15 protein-coding genes are annotated in these 19,107 nt (G+C 45.1%); 6 read left to right on the top strand and 9 right to left on the bottom strand.

Features of this window, described 5'->3' with window-relative positions; translation table 11 throughout:
- The first annotated feature begins 166 nt into the window (after nt 1-166).
- Nucleotides 167-1,528, top strand: a complete 1,362-nt coding sequence (locus FRZ54_RS20230) for a pyridoxal-phosphate dependent enzyme (RefSeq protein WP_147033627.1) — start codon at nt 167-169, stop codon at nt 1,526-1,528.
- A 70-nt stretch (nt 1,529-1,598) separates the two neighbouring features.
- A complete protein-coding gene (locus FRZ54_RS20225) occupies nt 1,599-3,530 on the top strand; it encodes an LTA synthase family protein (RefSeq protein ID WP_147033626.1) in 1,932 nt (643 codons plus the stop codon).
- Nucleotides 3,531-3,765: 235 nt separating this feature from the next.
- Here the strand turns inward: FRZ54_RS20225 and FRZ54_RS20220 are convergent, their stop codons facing one another.
- The 4 genes from FRZ54_RS20220 to FRZ54_RS20205 form a co-directional block, all read right to left on the bottom strand.
- Nucleotides 3,766-4,137 (bottom strand): DMT family protein, encoded by a 372-nt coding sequence (locus FRZ54_RS20220; protein WP_147033625.1) that lies wholly within the window; start codon nt 4,135-4,137, stop codon nt 3,766-3,768.
- A gap of 114 nt (nt 4,138-4,251) precedes the next feature.
- On the bottom strand, nt 4,252-5,796 hold the full coding sequence (locus FRZ54_RS20215) for an ArnT family glycosyltransferase (protein ID WP_147033624.1): 1,545 nt from the start codon (nt 5,794-5,796) through the stop codon (nt 4,252-4,254).
- A 112-nt stretch (nt 5,797-5,908) separates the two neighbouring features.
- Entirely contained in the window at nt 5,909-7,216 is a 1,308-nt protein-coding gene (murA, locus tag FRZ54_RS20210) for a UDP-N-acetylglucosamine 1-carboxyvinyltransferase (RefSeq protein ID WP_147033623.1), read from the bottom strand.
- Nucleotides 7,217-7,321: 105 nt separating this feature from the next.
- Nucleotides 7,322-8,047, bottom strand: coding sequence for a DUF4290 domain-containing protein (locus FRZ54_RS20205; RefSeq protein WP_147033622.1), 726 nt, complete (start codon nt 8,045-8,047; stop codon nt 7,322-7,324).
- A gap of 304 nt (nt 8,048-8,351) precedes the next feature.
- Between FRZ54_RS20205 and FRZ54_RS20200 the strand changes: the two genes are divergently transcribed.
- A complete protein-coding gene (locus tag FRZ54_RS20200) occupies nt 8,352-9,449 on the top strand; it encodes a mandelate racemase/muconate lactonizing enzyme family protein (RefSeq protein WP_147033621.1) in 1,098 nt (365 codons plus the stop codon).
- 99 nt (nt 9,450-9,548) lie between these two features.
- Here FRZ54_RS20200 and FRZ54_RS20195 read toward each other — a convergent pair whose 3' ends face one another.
- Nucleotides 9,549-10,922 (bottom strand): dipeptidase, encoded by a 1,374-nt coding sequence (locus FRZ54_RS20195; protein ID WP_147033620.1) that lies wholly within the window; start codon nt 10,920-10,922, stop codon nt 9,549-9,551.
- Nucleotides 10,923-11,273: 351 nt separating this feature from the next.
- Nucleotides 11,274-11,507, bottom strand: a complete 234-nt coding sequence (locus FRZ54_RS20190) for a hypothetical protein (RefSeq protein WP_147033619.1) — start codon at nt 11,505-11,507, stop codon at nt 11,274-11,276.
- A 418-nt stretch (nt 11,508-11,925) separates the two neighbouring features.
- Here FRZ54_RS20190 and FRZ54_RS20185 point away from each other — a divergent pair, with 418 nt between their 5' ends.
- Nucleotides 11,926-13,368: a tetratricopeptide repeat protein gene (locus tag FRZ54_RS20185; protein WP_147033618.1), complete on the top strand. Its 1,443-nt coding sequence runs from the start codon at nt 11,926-11,928 to the stop codon at nt 13,366-13,368.
- Between the two features lie 88 nt (nt 13,369-13,456).
- On the opposite strand, the gene FRZ54_RS20180 is transcribed toward FRZ54_RS20185, so the two are convergent.
- From FRZ54_RS20180 to FRZ54_RS20170, 3 genes are all read right to left on the bottom strand, one after another.
- Nucleotides 13,457-13,744 carry a hypothetical protein gene (locus FRZ54_RS20180; protein ID WP_147033617.1) on the bottom strand — a complete coding sequence of 96 codons (288 nt, stop codon included), beginning with the start codon at nt 13,742-13,744 and terminating at the stop codon, nt 13,457-13,459.
- Between the two features lie 220 nt (nt 13,745-13,964).
- Nucleotides 13,965-14,333 carry a helix-turn-helix domain-containing protein gene (locus FRZ54_RS20175; RefSeq protein ID WP_147033616.1) on the bottom strand — a complete coding sequence of 123 codons (369 nt, stop codon included), beginning with the start codon at nt 14,331-14,333 and terminating at the stop codon, nt 13,965-13,967.
- A 241-nt stretch (nt 14,334-14,574) separates the two neighbouring features.
- Nucleotides 14,575-16,854: an ATP-dependent helicase gene (locus FRZ54_RS20170; protein WP_147033615.1), complete on the bottom strand. Its 2,280-nt coding sequence runs from the start codon at nt 16,852-16,854 to the stop codon at nt 14,575-14,577.
- A gap of 245 nt (nt 16,855-17,099) precedes the next feature.
- Here FRZ54_RS20170 and FRZ54_RS20165 point away from each other — a divergent pair, with 245 nt between their 5' ends.
- Both FRZ54_RS20165 and FRZ54_RS20160 read left to right on the top strand, forming a co-directional pair.
- Entirely contained in the window at nt 17,100-18,143 is a 1,044-nt protein-coding gene (locus FRZ54_RS20165) for an NAD(P)-dependent alcohol dehydrogenase (RefSeq protein ID WP_147033614.1), read from the top strand.
- Between the two features lies 1 nt (nt 18,144).
- Nucleotides 18,145-19,068 (top strand): helix-turn-helix domain-containing protein, encoded by a 924-nt coding sequence (locus FRZ54_RS20160; protein WP_147033613.1) that lies wholly within the window; start codon nt 18,145-18,147, stop codon nt 19,066-19,068.
- Nucleotides 19,069-19,107: the final 39 nt, after the last annotated feature.

Below are 19,107 nucleotides of genomic sequence, written 5' to 3'. Positions count from 1 at the left end.
GGCTTGTCGGTTGTTTTCCTTATGATGCACAACTGTTTACTTTTCCATAAAGGACTATCAACTTAATTGACATTACTTCCAGATGTACGCGAATTTTCGAGCTTCCCGACCAATAAAACTCCATCAACCACTTAACTCAATCAACTTATTCAACTAACTTTGCCCCATGTGGTACAACAACATACTCGAAACCATTGGCAATACGCCTATGGTAAAGCTGAATAAAATAGTAAAAGACATCCCTGCAACGGTGCTTGCTAAAATTGAGACCACCAACCCGGGCAACTCTATTAAGGACCGCATGGCGCTGAAAATGATAGAGGATGCTGAAAAGAATGGTTTGCTAAAACCGGGCGGTACCATAATCGAAGGGACATCCGGCAATACCGGCATGGGTTTGGCTATAGCGGCAGTGATAAAAGGCTACAAGTGTATTTTTACCAGTACCGATAAACAATCAAAGGAAAAATTTGATGCCCTGCGTGCGTTCGGCGCCGAGGTGATCGTTTGCCCAACGAACGTCGATCCGGAAGACCCGCGTTCGTATTATTCCGTGTCGTCTCGCCTGGAACGTGAAGTGCCAAATTCATGGAAGCCAAACCAGTATGATAACCTGTCGAACTCGGTAGCACACTATCAAAGTACAGGTCCCGAGATATGGGAGCAAACCGAAGGCAAAATAACGCATCTTGTAGCGGGTGTAGGTACAGGCGGAACCATATCGGGTATTGCCAAATACCTGAAGGAGAAGAATCCGGGTATTAAAGTGATCGGCATAGACACTTATGGTTCGGTGTTCAAAAAATATAAGGAAACCGGAATTTTTGATAAGGAGGAAATATACCCCTATGTTACTGAAGGTATAGGAGAGGACTTCCTGCCCAAAAACGTCGACTTCAGCCTGATCGATCATTTTGAAAAAGTAACCGATAAGGATGCAGCCCTGATGACACGCGAAGTGGCTTTGAAAGAAGGTATTTTCGCCGGGAACTCTACAGGTTCGGCCGTGGCCGGTGTTCTGCAGATGAAAGATACGTTTAAAAAGGACGATGTAGTAGTTATCATCTTCCCCGATCATGGTTCGCGTTACATGGGCAAAATGTATAACGAGGACTGGCTGCGCGAACGCGGATTTTTGAAGGACGAAAAACTGACCGCCCGCGACATCATCAAAAAGAAAGAGCGCCAGGAGATCATCACCATCGATTGCGAAAAGACAGTGCTGGAGGCTATCAATGTCATCAAATCGCTCAATATTTCGCAGATACCCGTAACCCAGAAAGGGATGGTGATAGGCAAAATAACCGAAAGCGATATCCTCGATGCGCTGCTGGATAACCCTGCCTTGAAATCATCGCCGGTTCAAACTATCACCACCGCGCCGTTCCCTTTTGTCGACCTGAATACTTCAATCGATAAAATATCAACCATGATCAATAAGGACAACATTGCGGTATTGGCAGAAGATGACCAGGGCAAGATCGAGATCATCACGCAATATGATATTATCAATGCGATATCGGGGTAGACGGATTTTACTTTAATATGATTGCGCATTAACGTTATCGTCATGTATATTTAACCCCGCGTTAATATACATGGGCGATAAATTCAGAATAACCGAATACAAGGCACTTGCCTACAGGATGCTTTTAGCATACGTATTCTACTTCATCAGCAGGGTATTGTTCTTTGCCTTCAACACCCATTTGTTTGCTGTAGATGGCTTTTGGGCCTTTCTTACCCTGTGTTACCACGGCCTGGCTTTTGATACCACGGCATTGCTGTATATCAACAGCCTGTTCATTATCCTGGGTATTTTACCGTTAACGGTCAACACCCGTCCCGGTTATCAAAAAGGGTTGGCTGTCTTGTATTTCGTAACTAACTTTTTGGCCTACGCCACCAATTTTGTCGATATTATCTACTATCGTTTCAGCCAGGTGCGGTCGACCAAAGCAACGCTTGATGTATTGGCCGACGAGACCAACAAAAAGGCGCTGTTTGCCCATTTTTCCTGGGCCTATTGGTATGTTATTGTCATCTTTATTCTATGCTGTATTTGCTGGTACTGGCTGTATTATAGAGTGAGGGTAAAGCAGGAACCCGTTAAAAGTCCGAAGGTTTATTTTGGCCTTTCAACGATTGTGTTCGTCGTTGTTATAGCATTAATGATCGGCGGCGTTCGTGGTGATTTTAAACATAGCACCCGGCCTATAAACATGGTGGATGCCTATAAGCATGTGGCCATCCCTAATCAGGGTGATATTGTTTTAAATACGCCCTTCGCCATAATCCGGACGATAACCACCAGCAGTTTTAAGATCGAACACTGGACGGGTGAAAGCTATATCAATGCAAGCATTAAGCCCATAAAGCAATATAATAGCCATCCTGCGAACCGACCGAATGTAATGATCATCATCCTGGAAAGTATGGCCCGCGAATATTGGGGCAGCATGAATCGTGGCGTGAATATTTCCGGCTTCAAATCGTACACACCATTCCTCGATTCCTTATCGGATAACAGTTTGATATTTACTAACGCCTATGCCAACGGGCGGCAGTCTATTCACGCGATGTCATCCATCCTGGCGGGTATACCGTCGTTTCAAACGGCATTCACATCTTCGCCCTATGCCAAGCAGAAGATACAGTCCATTGTATCCATTTGCGATAGCATGGGCTACCAAACCGCCTTTTTCCATGGCGCTGCCGATGGCTCCATGGGCTTCCAGGGATTTGGTAATATTTTAGGTTATCAGCGTTATTACGGCCGCACGGAATATAATAATGATGCAGATTTCGACGGCATATGGGGTATTTGGGACGAGCCATTCTTCCAGTTTGTTGGCCGCACGCTTGGCAAACAGAAACAGCCGTTCCTGGGTACTTTATTCACCCTGTCGTCGCACGACCCATTCCAAATTCCCGCAAAATATAAAGCACGCTTCAAAGGGGGGCCGCTGGCGATAGACAAATGCGTGCAGTACACTGACAATTCGCTGCGCGAATTTTTCAACTACGCCAAAACACAGCCCTGGTACAATAACACCATTTTTGTCATCACTGCCGACCATACCAGCCAGACCTATTACCCCGAATACAGCAAAGAAATAAACCGCTTTGCGGTGCCGATATTATTTTATAGCGCCAATCCCGCTTATGGCCTTAAAGGCGTCAGGACAGATCTTGCTTCACAAACGGATATCTATCCTTCAATAGTCGATCTCATCGGCTACGACAAGCCTTTCCGGTCGTGGGGGAGAAGCTTGATCACCAACTCACCCTCCGAAACGCCGCGGGTTATCAATTCGCCCGGAAACATCTACCAGTTTATGCAGGGCAATTATATCTATTTGTTCGACGGGAAAAAGATCATCGGTATTTATGCCATTTCCGATAAAGGCCTGAAGCATAACCTCGACGGCGAAATGCTGAACGCCGAAATGAGCAAAGGTATGCTCGATTGCAAAGCATTTATACAGGATTATACAGACAGGATTGTGAATAAAAAATTGAACCCGTAGCGCATCCTGCCTATCCGCTCATCTTCAGAACGGCTCCCGAAACTCAGGCTATAATACAGGGTTAACATGGTTAACACATTTGTATGTGTCTGGTTAATTAAAGTGCTGATTATAAGATAGTTAACTAAAAGTGCCGCTAAAATGTGTTAACCATAAATACTAATGATTTGAAGGGAGCTACCCACCCCCAACATTTATATTGGTTTGTTTGCTGATTTCTAATATAAAAGTCGAGCTACCATTTCTTAAATATCACAAACACCGCCAGTACGATAAGCGCGAAACCCAGCAGGTGGTTCCATCCTAACTTTTCTGTGCGGAAGAAAATGGTGGTAAAAATGATAAACACCGTAAGCGTAACAGCCTCCTGTATGGTTTTCAACTGTACCAAACTGAATGGTCCGCCTGTTTCCTGCGACCCCGCCCTGTTTGCCGGCACCTGGAACACATATTCAAAAAATGCCAGCCCCCAGCTAATGAGGATGATGGCAAAAAGCCCCAGGTTCTTTCCCCACGAAAATTCTTTGAATTTGAGGTGGCCATACCAGGCAAAGGTCATAAAGGTATTGGAAATGAAAAGGAAAATAATGGTTTTAAGCCCCCGCATAGATTATTAGATTTTACACAATAATAAATACAAGACCATTTTGTTTCAAGTGCTCATCAATCATTTGCACATCTGCACATCTGAAATTTGCACATCCGAAATCTGCACATCAAATTACTCCAGCCTTTTCCTGGCAAGTTCTTTTTGGTAGATGTCGTTCAGTCCGGGCTTTGGATTTACCAGCAAAAAGATGGTCGTGCCCTTCTCTCTTGCGTAACGGGATTTTACCTCCCCAAGTTTTACATATTTTTCGACAAATGGCGCGAGTCTCTTGATTACATTGCCTCCGCCCTGGTCGTCCACATAAATAATATAATGCGCGTTCAAACTATCCGGCGCCCAAAGGGTAAAGCTGCTGTTAAGGCTCGCAACCTCCGGCAGATGGTATTTTTTTCCGTAATGGTATACTGCACCGGCATCGCCGTAGTTATCCGCATATATTTGGGTATGCTTTTGCTGTTCAGGTTTAAGGCCCGAATAGGCCCAGGCAACTTTATTACCCATTTCGTCCCAGCCAAACATATCGGCGTAATCCTGCGACAAGGGATGTTCCTTTTGATCTTCCCATTTGGGGGCGATATGCAGGGATTTAAACACAGCTATCGTTTGTTCTACCGGCAGAATAGGTAATGCCAGGGGGATAAAGATAATATTGAGTAAAGTCAATATGACTAATGCGATTCCGCGAACTACTACATATTTTGCTTTGATCCATTTTTCAAAGCTATAACCACCTGCCGCAAACAGCATTGGATAGGCGCCGAACAGGTAATAGTCCTTGCCGTTCATGTACAGCAGGAAAGCAAAGACCAGGATATAAGCAAATGCGATGAAGCGAAATTTGCTTAATGCTGATGAAAATAAAAGCGCGATCAATCCCGGCAGCCATACAAACAGGGCCATTCCATTTACCTTTAACTGGTTAGTGATAAAATCCGCTGGTTTAATATAGTTTAACTGTTGTTCGCGCAGGTTTTTCATATGGGTAAACACAGGCAAATGATGCCTGAATTGCCACAAAAGGTTCGGAAGAAATACCACCAGCGCGATCGCTGCGGCGATCAGGACAGGTTTGCTCCACAACAGTTTACGCTGCCTGGTGAACAACAGGCTGATCAGCAGCGACGCCGCAAAAAATGCCATGGTGTACTTGGTAAGCAGACCAACACCTATAACAACCCCCAGCAGGTAAATATGAATCGGTTCCGAAGTATTGATATAGCGAACAATCAGGTAAACAGCAAGTACCCACCATAACTGGTCGAACACCACCGGCTGAAACAAGTAATCGCTCGCAGCGAATGCGGGAGCAAATATCAGTGCCAGGCAGGCCAGGGCAATGGCAAACCTGCCGCCGCCTAACTCAGCAACTATTTTCCCTGTAAACCAAACGATGAACCCACCCGCAAGGGTGCTGAACATCCGGGTAGCAAATACGGAACCGCCGAATAGGGTTGTGGATAGTTTAGCCAGTAAAGCTATAACCGGGGGCACTTCCTTAAATCCCCAATCCAGGTGATCGCCCAGCGCCAAATGCAACAATTCGTCACGCTGAAAACCAAAATGAGACATGGCCAGCATGTTCAGGGCTATTTTGATAACAACAAATAGCAGGATGAAGAAATTAAGCTTTTGTGGATTGTATTTGTCTGCAGGCAAGTTGGTCGGTTTTTTATAAAGATAGATATTTGAGCTAAATGCAGAAAGCCGAAAGACTAAAGCTTTGCGCTTTTAGCTTTCGGCTTTTCGCTTATAAGCCTTCACCTCAAAGTCAGATCCTCTTTATATCAGCTCCCAGCGCTCTCAAACGCTCGTCGATGTGTTGGTAACCACGTTCTATTTGTTCGATATTATAAATGGTCGATTTACCCTGGGCCGATAAAGCAGCGATAAGCAGCGACACTCCCGCGCGTATATCGGGCGAGGTCATCGATATACCCCGCAATTGTACCTGGTTGTCCAGGCCTATTACCGTGGCCCGGTGCGGGTCGCAAAGGATGATCTGGGCGCCCATATCCAGCAGCTTGTCCACAAAGAACAGGCGGCTCTCAAACATTTTCTGGTGTATCAGAACCGATCCTTTTGCCTGTATGGCAACCACCAGTACAATGCTCAGCAGGTCAGGCGTAAAGCCCGGCCAGGGTGCATCGGCTATGGTCATGATAGCGCCGTCGATAAAAGTTTCTATCTCGTAATGCTTTTGGGCCGGTATGTAAATGTCGTCGCCTTTGCGTTCGATCCGGATACCGAGTTTCCGGAACACATCAGGTATCATACCCAACTCATCGTAATGAACATCTTTAATAGTGATCTCAGAGCCCGTCATAGCAGCCAGACCAATGAACGAGCCGATCTCGATCATATCCGGCAACAGGCGGTGTTCGGTGCCTTTCAGTACGGTTACACCTTCAATGGTGAGTAAGTTTGAACCAATGCCGCTTATTTTAGCGCCCATGCGGTTCAGCATTTTGCAAAGCTGCTGCAGGTAGGGTTCGCAGGCGGCATTATAGATGGTGGTGGTGCCTTTGGCAAGCACAGCGGCCATTACTACGTTGGCCGTACCCGTTACCGAGGCTTCGTCCAGCAAGATATAAGTGCCTTTAAGGTCCGATGCATCTACGTTAAAAAAACCACTTTCCGGGTCGTAGTTAAATTTAGCGCCCAGCTTTTCAAAGCCTAAAAAGTGGGTGTCCAGCCTGCGCCGGCCTATTTTATCGCCACCCGGTTTCGGGATGGCGGCTTTACCAAAACGCGCCAGCAACGGGCCCACGATCATGACCGACCCCCTCAAGCTGCCGCCTTTATTTCTAAAAGCGTCCGATTGGAAAAAATTCTGGTCGATATCTTTGGCCTCAAAGCTGTAGGTGTCCGGGGCAAGCCGCTCAACCACAACGCCCATATCGCCCAGCAGTTCTATCAGCTTATTTACATCTTTTATATCGGGGATATTGCTGATGGTTACTTTCTCTTTGGTTAGTAATACCGCTGACAGTATCTGTAATGCCTCGTTTTTTGCCCCCTGGGGTATAATTTCGCCTTTTAGTGGCTTGCCACCTATTATTTCGAATGCGTTATTCATAGTGAATTTAGTCGATGGTCAATGGACCATAGCCGATGGTTGTGTGCCCAAAGTTGTAAAAAATATTCCTTACTATAGACAACCGGCCATCAACTATGAACAAAATTAGTACTTGCGCGAGCCGCCGCCGTTGTTCCTGTTACGATTATTCTGGTTGTTATTGTTCCGTGGGTTGTTGTTTTGATTATTGCGTCCGCGGTTATTCTGATTATTGTTGGTGCGGCCCCCACGTGCATTATTTTCCTTAGTATAAGGGTTTGCGCGGAATTCTACCTTGTTCAGGTTCACATTCTCTTCCAGTTGCAATTGCCCGCCCGACATTGCCCGCAGATCGGCAATGATGCTTTCGTCAGCAACCGAATCCTTGTTCCACTGTACATAAGCCATTTTCATAAAGTTGGCAATGGCTTGTACCATATGCTGCTTACGCTCAGGCTCCTCAATGGTTTTCGCCTTATCCATCATCAATTCAATGGTTTTGCCATAATGCTTGTATTTGATGCGCTGGTGCGGGTATTTAAGCGGTTCAGGCTTCATGTGGATAACATCCATTTCCGGTTTCGGGTAAGGCGAATCCACATCGATCTGGAAATTGGAGATAATATGCAAATGGTCCCAAAGTTTGTGCTTAAAGTCAGCAACGTCGCGCAGGTGCGGGTTTAAAAATCCCATCAGGTCGATCACTACCTGTGCATAGCGGTTGCGTTCCTCTTTGGTGGGCAGCTCGCAAATATATTTTACCATATTTTGCACGTTGCGCCCGTACTCCGACAATATAAGTTTACTCCTGGTGGAGTTATAATCAAATGGTTTTGATGGTTCGATGCCCATAAAATATCAGTTTTAAAAATGAAAAGCTATACCTTAAAATCAGCGCAGATCCCCTGAAATATACCGGGGCGGCTAAAGTTGAATTGTTATTGAAGTAACGCAAAGATAATGCAAATGTGTTGATATGCAAATCAATTTGTTGTAAGCTTGAAAGGTGTAAAATTCTTTCATTGCCGCCGGCTAAAGCCGACCAATGTTAGTTCGCCAATAATATGGCTTTAGCCAAACTAACCACATTTATTCATTACACAAAACATACTAACTTTACAGTCTTCCAACAATAAAACAATTTAACAATACAGCATTGAAGATCACCCACACCGAAATATATCGCTTCAGCATACCCATGGAGCCCTTTACTATCGCGACCGGCACAATGGACCATGCCCAAAACGTGTTTATACGCGTGTATACTGATGCCGGCTTTTATGGGGTGGGCGAATGCTCGGCCTTCCCAATGATTGTCGGCGAAACGCAGGATACCTGCCTGGTTATGGCGCGCGAGTTTGCGAAATTGTGGAAGGATAAGGATGCACTTGATATTTCGGCCAGGCTACAGCAACTGCACGATTTTACAGCGGGCAATAGCACCATTAAAAGTGCCTTTGATATAGCCTTGCATGATATTGCCGCGAAAAACGCCGGCGCGCCTTTATATCAGTATTTAGGCGGCGCGGTACGCGATGTTGAGTCTGATATCACTATCGGCATAGGCTCGCCTGCCGGTATGGCCGAGAGGGCTATTAAATTTAAGCAGAATGGCGCTACAGTTTTGAAAGTAAAGCTTGGTAAAGACGCAAAAACAGATGTTGAACGTATTCACCGGATAAGAGAAGCGGTCGGGAATAAAATGAAGATACGGGTGGATGCCAACCAGGGCTGGAGTTTTGACGATGCCGTTTTCGCCCTTCAGGGTATAAGCACCTATGATATTGAGTTTTGCGAGCAGCCCATGCGTACCTGGCACGACGACTGCCTGCCCAAACTAAGGACGTTGTCGCCGGTAAAGATCATGGCCGATGAAAGTGTTTTCAATCACCATGATGCACGCAAGCAGATCGAAAGCGGCTCGTGCGACTATATCAACATTAAATTTTCTAAATCAGGAGGCATTTTTGAGGCAAAAAAGATACACGGCCTGGCCGCGAAACATGATATACCCTGTATGATGGGAGGTATGCTGGAGAGCCGCATTGCGCTAAGCGCCAAGTTGCATTTTGTGTATGCCAGCCCGAATATCAAATTTTATGATATGGATACCTGTATGCTCGGCCACCTGGAAGACCCCTGTGCTGGCGGGGTAACTTACGAAGGGTATCACCTCAAAATAGCCGACACTCCCGGCATAGGCGCCGACGCGGATGAAGCTTTCCTGGCTGGATGTGAGAAATTTGTTGTGTAGTTGTTGGTCGGTGATTAGCGCTTTGTATAGTTTCGGTTGCAGGCCAATCAATCCCTAATTAACTAGTCAGAAGTTAACTAATCAACAATTAACCAATCACTAACTCCCGCTCAACTCAGCAAAATATTTATGAAACAACGGGATTGTCTCTATCCCTTTGTAATAATTATAAATATCATACTTCTCGTTTGGCGAATGCAGCGCATCGCTGTCTAACCCAAAGCCCATCAATACGGTTTTAATACCTAACTCGGCTTCAAATAACGCTACGATTGGGATGCTGCCGCCGCCGCGCGTTGGTATAGGCGCCTTGCCAAATGATTCCGTTATGGCTTTTTGTGCTGCTTGGTAGGCCACGCTATCGGTAGGTGTAACTACCGGCTCGCCGCCGTGGTGTGGCGTTACTTTAACTTTTACGCTTTTGGGAGCAATCTTTTCGAAATGTGCTGTAAACAGGTCCCGTATTTTATCCGAATGCTGGTTAGGTACCAACCTCATTGATATTTTAGCGCTTGCTTTTGAGGGCAATACGGTTTTGGCGCCTTCACCAATGTATCCCCCCCAAATGCCGTTCACTTCTAATGTGGGCCGTGTGCCGGTTCGTTCGAAAGTGGTATAACCCTTTTCACCCCACAATTCATCCACACCAAGGTCGGTCATATACTCAGCCTCGTTATAAGGGGCATCATTGATCGCATTGCGTTCATCAGGTGTCAGGTCTATAACATCATCATAAAACCCGGGTATAGTGATGTGATTATTCTCGTCATGCAGCGATGCTATCATCTTAGCCAGTATGGTAGCCGGGTTGGCCACCGCACCGCCGTAGACGCCCGAATGCAGGTCGCGGTTAGGGCCGGTTACTTCAACTTCCAGGTAGGAGAGGCCTCTCAGCCCTGTTTCCAACGATGGGTGCTCCATGCTGATCATCGACGTGTCCGATATCAGCACCACATCAGCTTTAAGACGTTGTTTATTTTCCTTCACAAATATTTCCAGGTTCGATGAGCCGACTTCCTCTTCCCCTTCTATCATGAATTTGATATTGCAGGGAAGGCCGCCGTTTTGCATCATCAGCTCAAAAGCCTTTACATGCATGTAAAACTGGCCCTTATCGTCGCAGGCCCCGCGGGCGTATATTTTACCGTCGCGTACGGTCGGCTCAAATGGCGGTGTTTTCCAAAGCTCCAGCGGATCAGGTGGTTGTACGTCATAGTGGCCATATACCAGCACGGTAGGTTTCGCAGCGTCAACTATCTTTTCGCCATAAACAATGGGATATCCGGCTGTCTGGCATACCTCAACCTTATCTGCCCCTGCATCCGAAAGTTTTTTGGCCACATAATCAGCAGTTTCCAAAACATCCGGCTTGTATTTAGGGTCGGCGCTCACCGATGGGAAGCGCAGCAGGTCAAAAAGTTCATCCAAAAAGCGTTGTTTATTTTGCTCAACGTACTGTTTGATATTTTGCATACAGGAAAATTTGCAACAAATATAGAGTTTCTGTTGAATGCAAAACCGCCAAAAATTTTAAAAAGGGAAACCTGTTCAGCTACAGAAATAGCCGCCAGGAAAAAAAAGAAAAACTTAAAGGGCTGTATTTATAGATAGATAACTAAAATAACATCGCCCTGGAAGGCTAATGTCTTGAGGGACAAGATTAAAGCTTTCGAACATTTAAAACTGAATTTTTTAAAAAATACAGCCCAACCCCGAATGAAATAGTCAATCCGATCATTTGTGCATATATTGGAAAATCCCAATATATGCAACCCCACTGCGAGTAACTTATTGCAAGTTACCGCCAGGTAATGCTGGCTTTAATTAGTCAGCAGTACCCAATTCTTTCTTGTCGTTCAAGGTGCTGCGTTTGTGAGCATCGGCAGTACCTAACTCTTTTTTGTCATCAGCAGTACCAAGCTCTTTTTTGTCGTCAGCAGTGCCCAGCTCTTTTTTGTCAGCAACAGTGTCATGCTTAACAGCAGTAGTGTCGCCTTTGAAAGATGAAAGTGTACCGATGCTCGCCATTAATAGAGCTGCGAAGATTACTTTTTTCATTGTTTTGAATGTGTTAGAAATGGTTATAAATATTATTTGGTTAATAAAATTCTTTTTAAAAGTCCTTAGTTAAAGGCCAAACTTCTTCAACATTATATAAGCGCTATAAGTGCTTATAATCCTGTTTTTTATCCAAAAATTGCAATTATTTTATTTTAAGGGACGATATTTTGAAAAATTGATAATATATCTATCAAAAATCATCAAAATTGCAATAAATGTCTTGCTTATAACAAGCTCTGTTTTAGGTAGTTGCAGTCCTTAACTAAAGTTCCTTCACAAAGGTAATAATGTTTTTCAGAAATAAAAACATTATTTAAAGAATATTTTTTGCATCATTTTTTAATTTTTTACGTAATAGGGTGTTATCACACTAAACTATGCGCTTTAACATGGCTGGTGTGACGAAACCAGGTTAATGAAAAAAGCTTACCTCATCATACTATTTCTGACCGCTGCCTTCGCAAGAGTATATGCCGATGCCGCCATGGAATTTGCCAGCCAGGACACTGCGCAGGTAAACCTGTTGAATAAGCAGGGGTTTAAAAGCCGTATGACCGATCATGACGAGACGATCAAAAAGGCAGAGCAGGCGCTCGAACTGGCCAAAAAGCTAAATTACATTAATGGCATGGCCGAAGCTTACCGCGTAATGGGGGTGGGTGAGGCTTACGCCAATCACGAGGCCAAAGCTATTGCAAACTATTCCTATGCATTATCTTATTTCAGAAAAGCCGGCAATACACTGGGCCAGGCAAAGGTTTACAATAATATAGGCAACCTCTACCTCACCATAGATTACGATCAATCGTTGGATTACCTGGAAAAGGGTCTTACAATAGCGCAAAGTTTGCACGATACCAAACTCATTGCCTACGCTACCTTAAATATAGGTAACGTGTACCTGCGGAAAAAGAATTTTTCACTGGCGCTTGAGTATTATACAAAAAGCCAGCAATTGTTAACACAGCTTAACGATCAGGCTAACCTTACTATCTGCCTGCAAAATACCGGCGTTATTCATTACAAATTAAAGCAGTACGACAAAGCAGAGGAAATGCTGCTTAAGGCGCACGAACAGGCGCGACTCCAGGATCAAAATACAACTATCGGGATCACCGACCTGACTTTGTCTTCAATTTATATCGAAAAAAAGGATTATGATAAGGCAAGGAAGTTTTTGGACGAGGGGATAGCTTTTGCCCAGGTAACCAAAGACGAGAAGCTCGAGGCGGATTTTAGTTATAACTCTTACCAGTTAGAATTACACCGTAAGAACTATGAACGTGCCGTAGCAATATTGCATACGATATACGAAAGGGATAGCACGCTTCAAAAAAGCACTTTATCGTCCGACTTAACGCTGATGCAGCAGCAGCACGACCAGCAGGAAAAACAACGGGAAAGCGAATTGATCATAGAGCGTCAGAAGAATGACCGGGTTAAATTTTGGTGGGCAGTGTCGGGCTCGGGTTTGCTGTTAATTGTGATAGCGTTATTGATCGGCAATGTGAAACGTAAAGCGAAAACTAATTTCCGGTTAACGGAGCTGAACAGCGAGGTTTCCCGCCAGAAAGATAATCTCGACCGTATCAACCATCACCTCGAAGAGATAATTGATGAACGCACGCGCGACCTGCAGATCAAGAATAAAAAGCTCTCCGAATACTCTTCTTATTTGTCGCACCAGATACGCGGTCCTATAGCAACACTTAAAGGTTTGATGAATCTTGAAAAAGAAGGCCTTGTGGACGAGAAGGAGTGTATCAGCATGATGAACAAGTGTGTGTCTGATATCGATGAAAAGATCATTGACATGACCGACATCCTGCACGACCCCAAGCGTACAAGCTTTCAATAAGTCCGTAAGCTTAGCTCAATAGATATTGCTTATATTATATGGGTGAAACTGCTCAGGACTTTTGACTTCTGACTCAAGACTTGCCCGATCATGGCCAGTTGGGATGTATCTGTGCCTCCATTAGTCCCAGGTACATACAATACCAGGCTATCATATGCAGTATAAGTAATGTTTTGTGTTTCTTGTAGCCCTCAGTCTGGAAACCGATCTTTTCCGTGCCGGCTGTAACAAAATAAGTCACCTCGCCCTTTTTGGGAATAAACCTGGATTTTACAAGGTCAAATACCTTGATCTTTAGCTTACTTTCAGGGTCATGAATGGCCGCTTTTTTCGAATGGCCACTCTTCGTGGTCGAAATCAAATAATTAAGCATCATAGGATAGATATATTGTTATATCTGCTATGATGCAATTATTACTCCAAAGTACCTGGTAAACAGATGTTTTATTTGGTTTTTTACTAATTGGAAATCTTTGTTTGTTACAATTAAGATTGTTAATTAGTGTTTAAAAGTCGCCGGATGTATGTGTTCTGAATGATAGTAGAGTTACACTTTATCAAACAATAAAGTGTCGGTTTTACTAAACATGCGATACTTATACAGCCACCGAGTTCTTATTACGCAGTTCTTCGTACAGCTCAATAACTTTGCGCTGTAAGGTTGCAATTTCTGCCTCACGGTCGCTAAGCTTCTTTTGCATAACATTCAGGTGCGAAGGTGCGGCTTCAGTTTGCTCGCTGTCAACATTAAGCAATTGCACAACGCTCACCTCGTAAATGTTGGCGATCTGCTCCAACCGGGAAAGGTTGACATCGGTTACACCAGTCTCAATTTTTGAAAATGCCGGGATCGATATGCCTAAACGGCTTGCTATATCTTCCTGGCTCCATCCGTGCTGGTGGCGTAAGATGCGTATGCTCTTACCAACGGATTTGTTTGCTGTTCTTTGTTTTAAATCGTTCATAATCAATTGTGCCTTAATTAGGGGGTTAGGACTTTATATCCAAACGGTGTGCCACAAATTTTTTGCTCTTAAATGGGCCGTTTTTGCATAAAAAGCAAATTGCTTGATTACACCGCGGGGAAATTATTCTACGATACGGAAAAAAAATAGACCGATTTTTAACCAATTGTAAATGAATTAATGTATTCAGAAATACTTAATAATCCGGGTCAGAATAATTAACTACTAATATAATAATTAATTACATTACAATACGGAGCTTGGCAAATTTTAGGAGTAATTGTTTCTGGCCAATTTCTTTAAAGAAAATAGTTGCCTTAATATCGGGCTTATTCCCTTCAAGACTGATCACTTTTCCGAAGCCGAAGCGTTCGTGCTCCACCTCCATACCCACCTGAAGATTCGAAGTGTCGGAAGGGGCGAAGCCGGCCGACGGGACATGGGCCTTGGCTAATATGGATGTGGTTTTAACCGGAGCTGTTGTAGCCGGCCGCGGTTTGGAGAAAGTATCGCCGCGCTTGCTCCAGGCGTTACGTTCGTCGTCAAAGAAGCTCGAACTGCTGGGTGCGGGTTTGGCGGTAAAGTCCAGCTCGAGGTAGCGGGCATCTATTTCGTCAAGGAAACGGCTTGGTTCGCAACTGATCAGCGTACCGAATTTAAAGCGCGATGTAGCGTAACTGATGGTCAGTTTGCTTTCGGCACGGGTAACGGCGACGTAAAACAGCCTCCGTTCTTCTTCCAGGTCGGTGCGCGAATTAAGCGACATTTGCGATGGAAAAAGGTTTTCCTCAAGCCCCACCACAAATACATGCGGAAACTCAAGTCCTTTGGCCGAGTGTATGGTCATCAGCGATACCGTGTCGGCATCTGGTTTATTGTCCTTATCGTCATTGGTCAGCAGGGCCACATCCTGCATAAATACAGCAAGGCTTTTATCTTCTATATCCTCGCGTTCCGAAAACTCCTTAATACCGTTCAGCAATTCCTGGATGTTTTCATACCTGTTCAGCCCTTCTACCGATTTATCCTCGTAAAGATCCTTTAACAGGCCCGAATGTTGTGCAATATGCAGCGCCGCATCATAAGCCGATTGGTTTTTGGTTATAACCGCGAAGGCCTGTATCATGGTTGCAAATACACTAACCTGTGCCGAGCTGCGCCCGTCAATGTATTTTGATGGGTTGACGATCACTTCCCATGGCGTTATCATATTCTGATCAGCCGCCAGGATGATCCTGTCCACCGAAGTATCACCGATACCGCGTTTAGGGTAATTGATCACCCTTTTCATCGCTTCCTCGTCGTTGGGATTGATCGTAAGCCTGAAGTAGGCAATCAGGTCCTTTATTTCCTTGCGCTGGTAAAATGAAAGGCCGCCATATATCTTATAAGGTATGTTCAGCTTACGCAGCGCTTCTTCCATCGAGCGCGACTGGGCGTTGGTGCGGTACAGGATGGCAAAATCGTGCCATTTCATCCCTTTGGTACTGCGCTCCTGTAAAATGCCTTCGGCGACGATTTTACCTTCTTCATTGTCGCTGAAGGCGCGCATTACCTTTATTTTATCGCCTTCTTCCTTTTCCGAAAAAACATTTTTCTTTAGCTGCTCCTGGTTATTGGCAATAATACTGTTAGCTACGTTGACGATGTTTTGTGTGGAACGGTAGTTCTGTTCAAGCTTGAATATTTTCAGGTCGGGATAATCCTTTTCAAAATTCAGGATGTTCTGGATGTTCGCTCCGCGGAAGGCATAGATACTCTGTGCATCATCGCCCACTACGCAAATATTTTCGTTGATGGCCGCCAGTTTTTTCACAATAAGATACTGCGAAAAATTCGTATCCTGGTACTCATCCACCATCAGGTACTTAAACTTATTCTGGTATTTATAAAGTACGTCAGGGTAGCGTTTCAGCAATTCATTGGTTTTGAAAAGCAGGTCGTCAAAATCCATTGCCCCGGCGCGGTAGCAGCGCGTAGCATAGGTTTCATATATTTTGCCCAATTGCCCGCGGCCGCTCGAAAAATCATCCGCCTGTATCTGGTCGTTCTGCTGGTATTCCTGCCACGATATCAGGTTGTTTTTTGCAGCTGATATACGATTGTAAACAAAATTGGGCTGATACAGCTTATCGTCCAGGTTCATTTCTTTTAAAATGGCCCGCAGCACACTCTTGCTGTCGTCAGTATCGTAAATGGTAAAATTGTTGGGATACCCAAGTTTATCAGCCTCAACCCGCAGTATTTTTGCAAATACCGAGTGGAAAGTGCCCATCCAAACGTTTTTTGCCTCGGCGCCTACGGCATGCATGATACGCTCCCGCATTTCGCGGGCAGCCTTGTTGGTAAAGGTTAGTACCAAAATGTTAAAGGCATCAACACCACTGGCCACCAGGTGCGCCACGCGCATGGTTATCACACGCGTTTTACCCGACCCGGCACCCGCGATGATCATCACAGGCCCTTCGGTTTGCATTACGGCGGCCTGCTGGGCCGGGTTCAGTCCCTTTAAATAATCCAATCTCTTTTCCTCGTTTCTGTCGGGGGACGAAGTTACTTTTTTGAGGCGAAAGGTGAAAATACAAAGGCGAAAGGTTTTAAAATCTGAACATATCAAATCGTTATTTTATCGCCCTGCTCTTGCCTTTATCCTTTTGCCTTTACCTTTCTCCTCGCACACACCGTTTTGGCTACAATAAAAACCGGAATGGATACATGCATATAACTTTTAATGCTCAACTTTGAATTATTAAAACACAGAGACTTATGATTCAAGCAAAAGGCTATGCAGCCCAAACCAACAAATCCAACCTGGCTCCCTGGAGCTTCGACCGCCGCGAGGTTGGCCCGCACGATGTGCAATTTGATATTTTATTTTGCGGTGTTTGCCATTCCGATCTTCACCAGTTAAAAGATGATTGGTTCCCTGGTATTTTCCCGATGGTGCCAGGTCACGAGATCGTAGGCCGGGTGGTTAAAGTAGGCGACCAGGTGAAGAATTTTAAAGTAGGCGACCTGGCCGCTACCGGCTGTATGGTCGATTCATGCGGGCATTGCGAAAACTGCAAACAGGACCTTGAGCAATATTGCTTCGAAAACCCGACGTTTACCTATAACGGTATGGAGCGGGATGGTTCGTCGCCCACTTATGGCGGCTATTCGAATACCATTGTGGTAAAGGAAGAATTTGTTTTACGCATTTCGGACAAACTCGATCTTGCAGCTACCGCACCTTTGTTATGCGCAGGCATAACAACTTATTCGCCATTGCGCCACTGGAAAGTAGGAAAGGGACATAAATTAGCCGTTTTGGGCCTTGGCGGACTTGGCCACATGGCCGTTAAGTTTGGCGTTGCTTTTGGCGCCGAAGTTACCGTTCTCAGCACTTCACCCAAAAAAGAAGCGGATGCCAAAAAATTGGGAGCTCACCATTTTATAGTGACCTCTGATCCTGCTCAGGTAGAGGCAGCCAGGGGCAGCTTCGACTTTATATTGGATACAGTTTCGGCAGAACATGATTTCAATATGTACCTGTCCCTGCTGAAGACAGACGGCACCATGATTTGTGTTGGTGTTCCATCCAACCCTGCGCAGGTATCGGCCTTTAGCATTCTGATGGGTCGTAAAAGTTTGGCCGGCTCATGTATCGGCGGTATCAAAGAAACCCAGGAAATGCTGGATTTTTGTGCCGAAAACAATATCGTATCCGATATCGAATTGATAAATATTAAAGATATCCACCAGGCCTTTGAGCGTATGGAAAAAGGTGATGTGCGCTACCGCTTTGTGATAGATATGGCAACGCTTTAATATGAAAAAGGAAACCAAACAGCCGCATGTGTTCAACTCCATTTCGGAGTTGAACCAGGCGCTGGGCCTGCCCGGGCCGCTGCATCCGCTTGTGGGGATTAATTATTATAAAGACATGAAACCCGACTGGAGCCGGTTAGGCGGAGCGACGGTGATGAATCTTTATAAAATATCTTATAAAACCAATTACACCGGGAAGTTCAAATACGGGCAGAATTATTACGATTTTAACGAGGGCGGGCTGTGTTTTACGTCGCCCAACCAGGTTATGATCGTTGACGAGGAAGACCAGGATTACGGCGGCTTCTCACTGGTGATCCACCCGGATTTCTTACGGAACCATCCACTTGCTAAAACCATTAAGAACTACGGTTTCTTTTCCTATTCGGCATCCGAAGCGCTTCATCTTTCAGAAAAAGAAAAAGAAACCATATTCGGCGTTGTTAAAATGATACAGGAGGAGTTGGATCAGCCGATCGACAGCCTGAGCCAGGACGTTGTGATAGCGCAGATAGAACTGTTGTTGCATTACAGCAATCGCTTTTACAACCGCCAGTTCATTACCCGGAAAGCCGCCAACAATGATCTGTTAACGGAACTGGAAGCGCTCCTGGCAGATTATTTTGACACTGAAAAGGCACTGCAAAATGGCCTGCCTGCCGTGCAGGATATTGCTGATCAATTGAAGGTTTCGTCCCGGTATCTCAGCGACATGCTGCGCTCTCATACTGGCCAGAACGCCCAGCAGCACATTCACAATAAACTGATAGAAAAGGCCAAAGAGATATTGAGCACCAGCAACCTCACCATTGCCGAAATAGCCTACCGTTTGGGGTTCGAACACCCGCAGTCGTTTAACAAACTGTTCAAACGCAAAACCAACCAATCACCCGTGGCATTCAGGCAATCGTTTTTGCAGAATTGATAATGATATAGGTGGATGTTTCCGTACCTACGGCACGGA

Source organism: Mucilaginibacter ginsenosidivorans (assembly GCF_007971025.1).
In the GTDB taxonomy this organism is placed as follows: domain Bacteria; phylum Bacteroidota; class Bacteroidia; order Sphingobacteriales; family Sphingobacteriaceae; genus Mucilaginibacter; species Mucilaginibacter ginsenosidivorans.
The sequence above is the reverse complement of the archived record's forward strand: the minus strand, read 5'-3'. Positions and strand labels throughout refer to the sequence as shown.

Bases quoted from the DNA above. Each gene is read 5' to 3' on its own strand.
- FRZ54_RS20230 (WP_147033627.1), top strand. From the start codon at position 167: ATGTGGTACAACAACATACTCGAAACCATTGGCAATACGCCTATGGTA.
- FRZ54_RS20225 (WP_147033626.1), top strand. From the start codon at position 1,599: ATGGGCGATAAATTCAGAATAACCGAATACAAGGCACTTGCCTACAGG.
- FRZ54_RS20195 (WP_147033620.1), bottom strand. From the start codon at position 10,922: ATGCAAAATATCAAACAGTACGTTGAGCAAAATAAACAACGCTTTTTG.
- murA (WP_147033623.1), bottom strand. From the start codon at position 7,216: ATGAATAACGCATTCGAAATAATAGGTGGCAAGCCACTAAAAGGCGAA.
- FRZ54_RS20205 (WP_147033622.1), bottom strand. From the start codon at position 8,047: ATGGGCATCGAACCATCAAAACCATTTGATTATAACTCCACCAGGAGT.
- FRZ54_RS20185 (WP_147033618.1), top strand. From the start codon at position 11,926: ATGAAAAAAGCTTACCTCATCATACTATTTCTGACCGCTGCCTTCGCA.
- FRZ54_RS20175 (WP_147033616.1), bottom strand. From the start codon at position 14,333: ATGAACGATTTAAAACAAAGAACAGCAAACAAATCCGTTGGTAAGAGC.
- FRZ54_RS20165 (WP_147033614.1), top strand. From the start codon at position 17,100: ATGATTCAAGCAAAAGGCTATGCAGCCCAAACCAACAAATCCAACCTG.
- FRZ54_RS20220 (WP_147033625.1), bottom strand. From the start codon at position 4,137: ATGCGGGGGCTTAAAACCATTATTTTCCTTTTCATTTCCAATACCTTT.
- FRZ54_RS20180 (WP_147033617.1), bottom strand. From the start codon at position 13,744: ATGATGCTTAATTATTTGATTTCGACCACGAAGAGTGGCCATTCGAAA.
- FRZ54_RS20190 (WP_147033619.1), bottom strand. From the start codon at position 11,507: ATGAAAAAAGTAATCTTCGCAGCTCTATTAATGGCGAGCATCGGTACA.
- FRZ54_RS20160 (WP_147033613.1), top strand. From the start codon at position 18,145: ATGAAAAAGGAAACCAAACAGCCGCATGTGTTCAACTCCATTTCGGAG.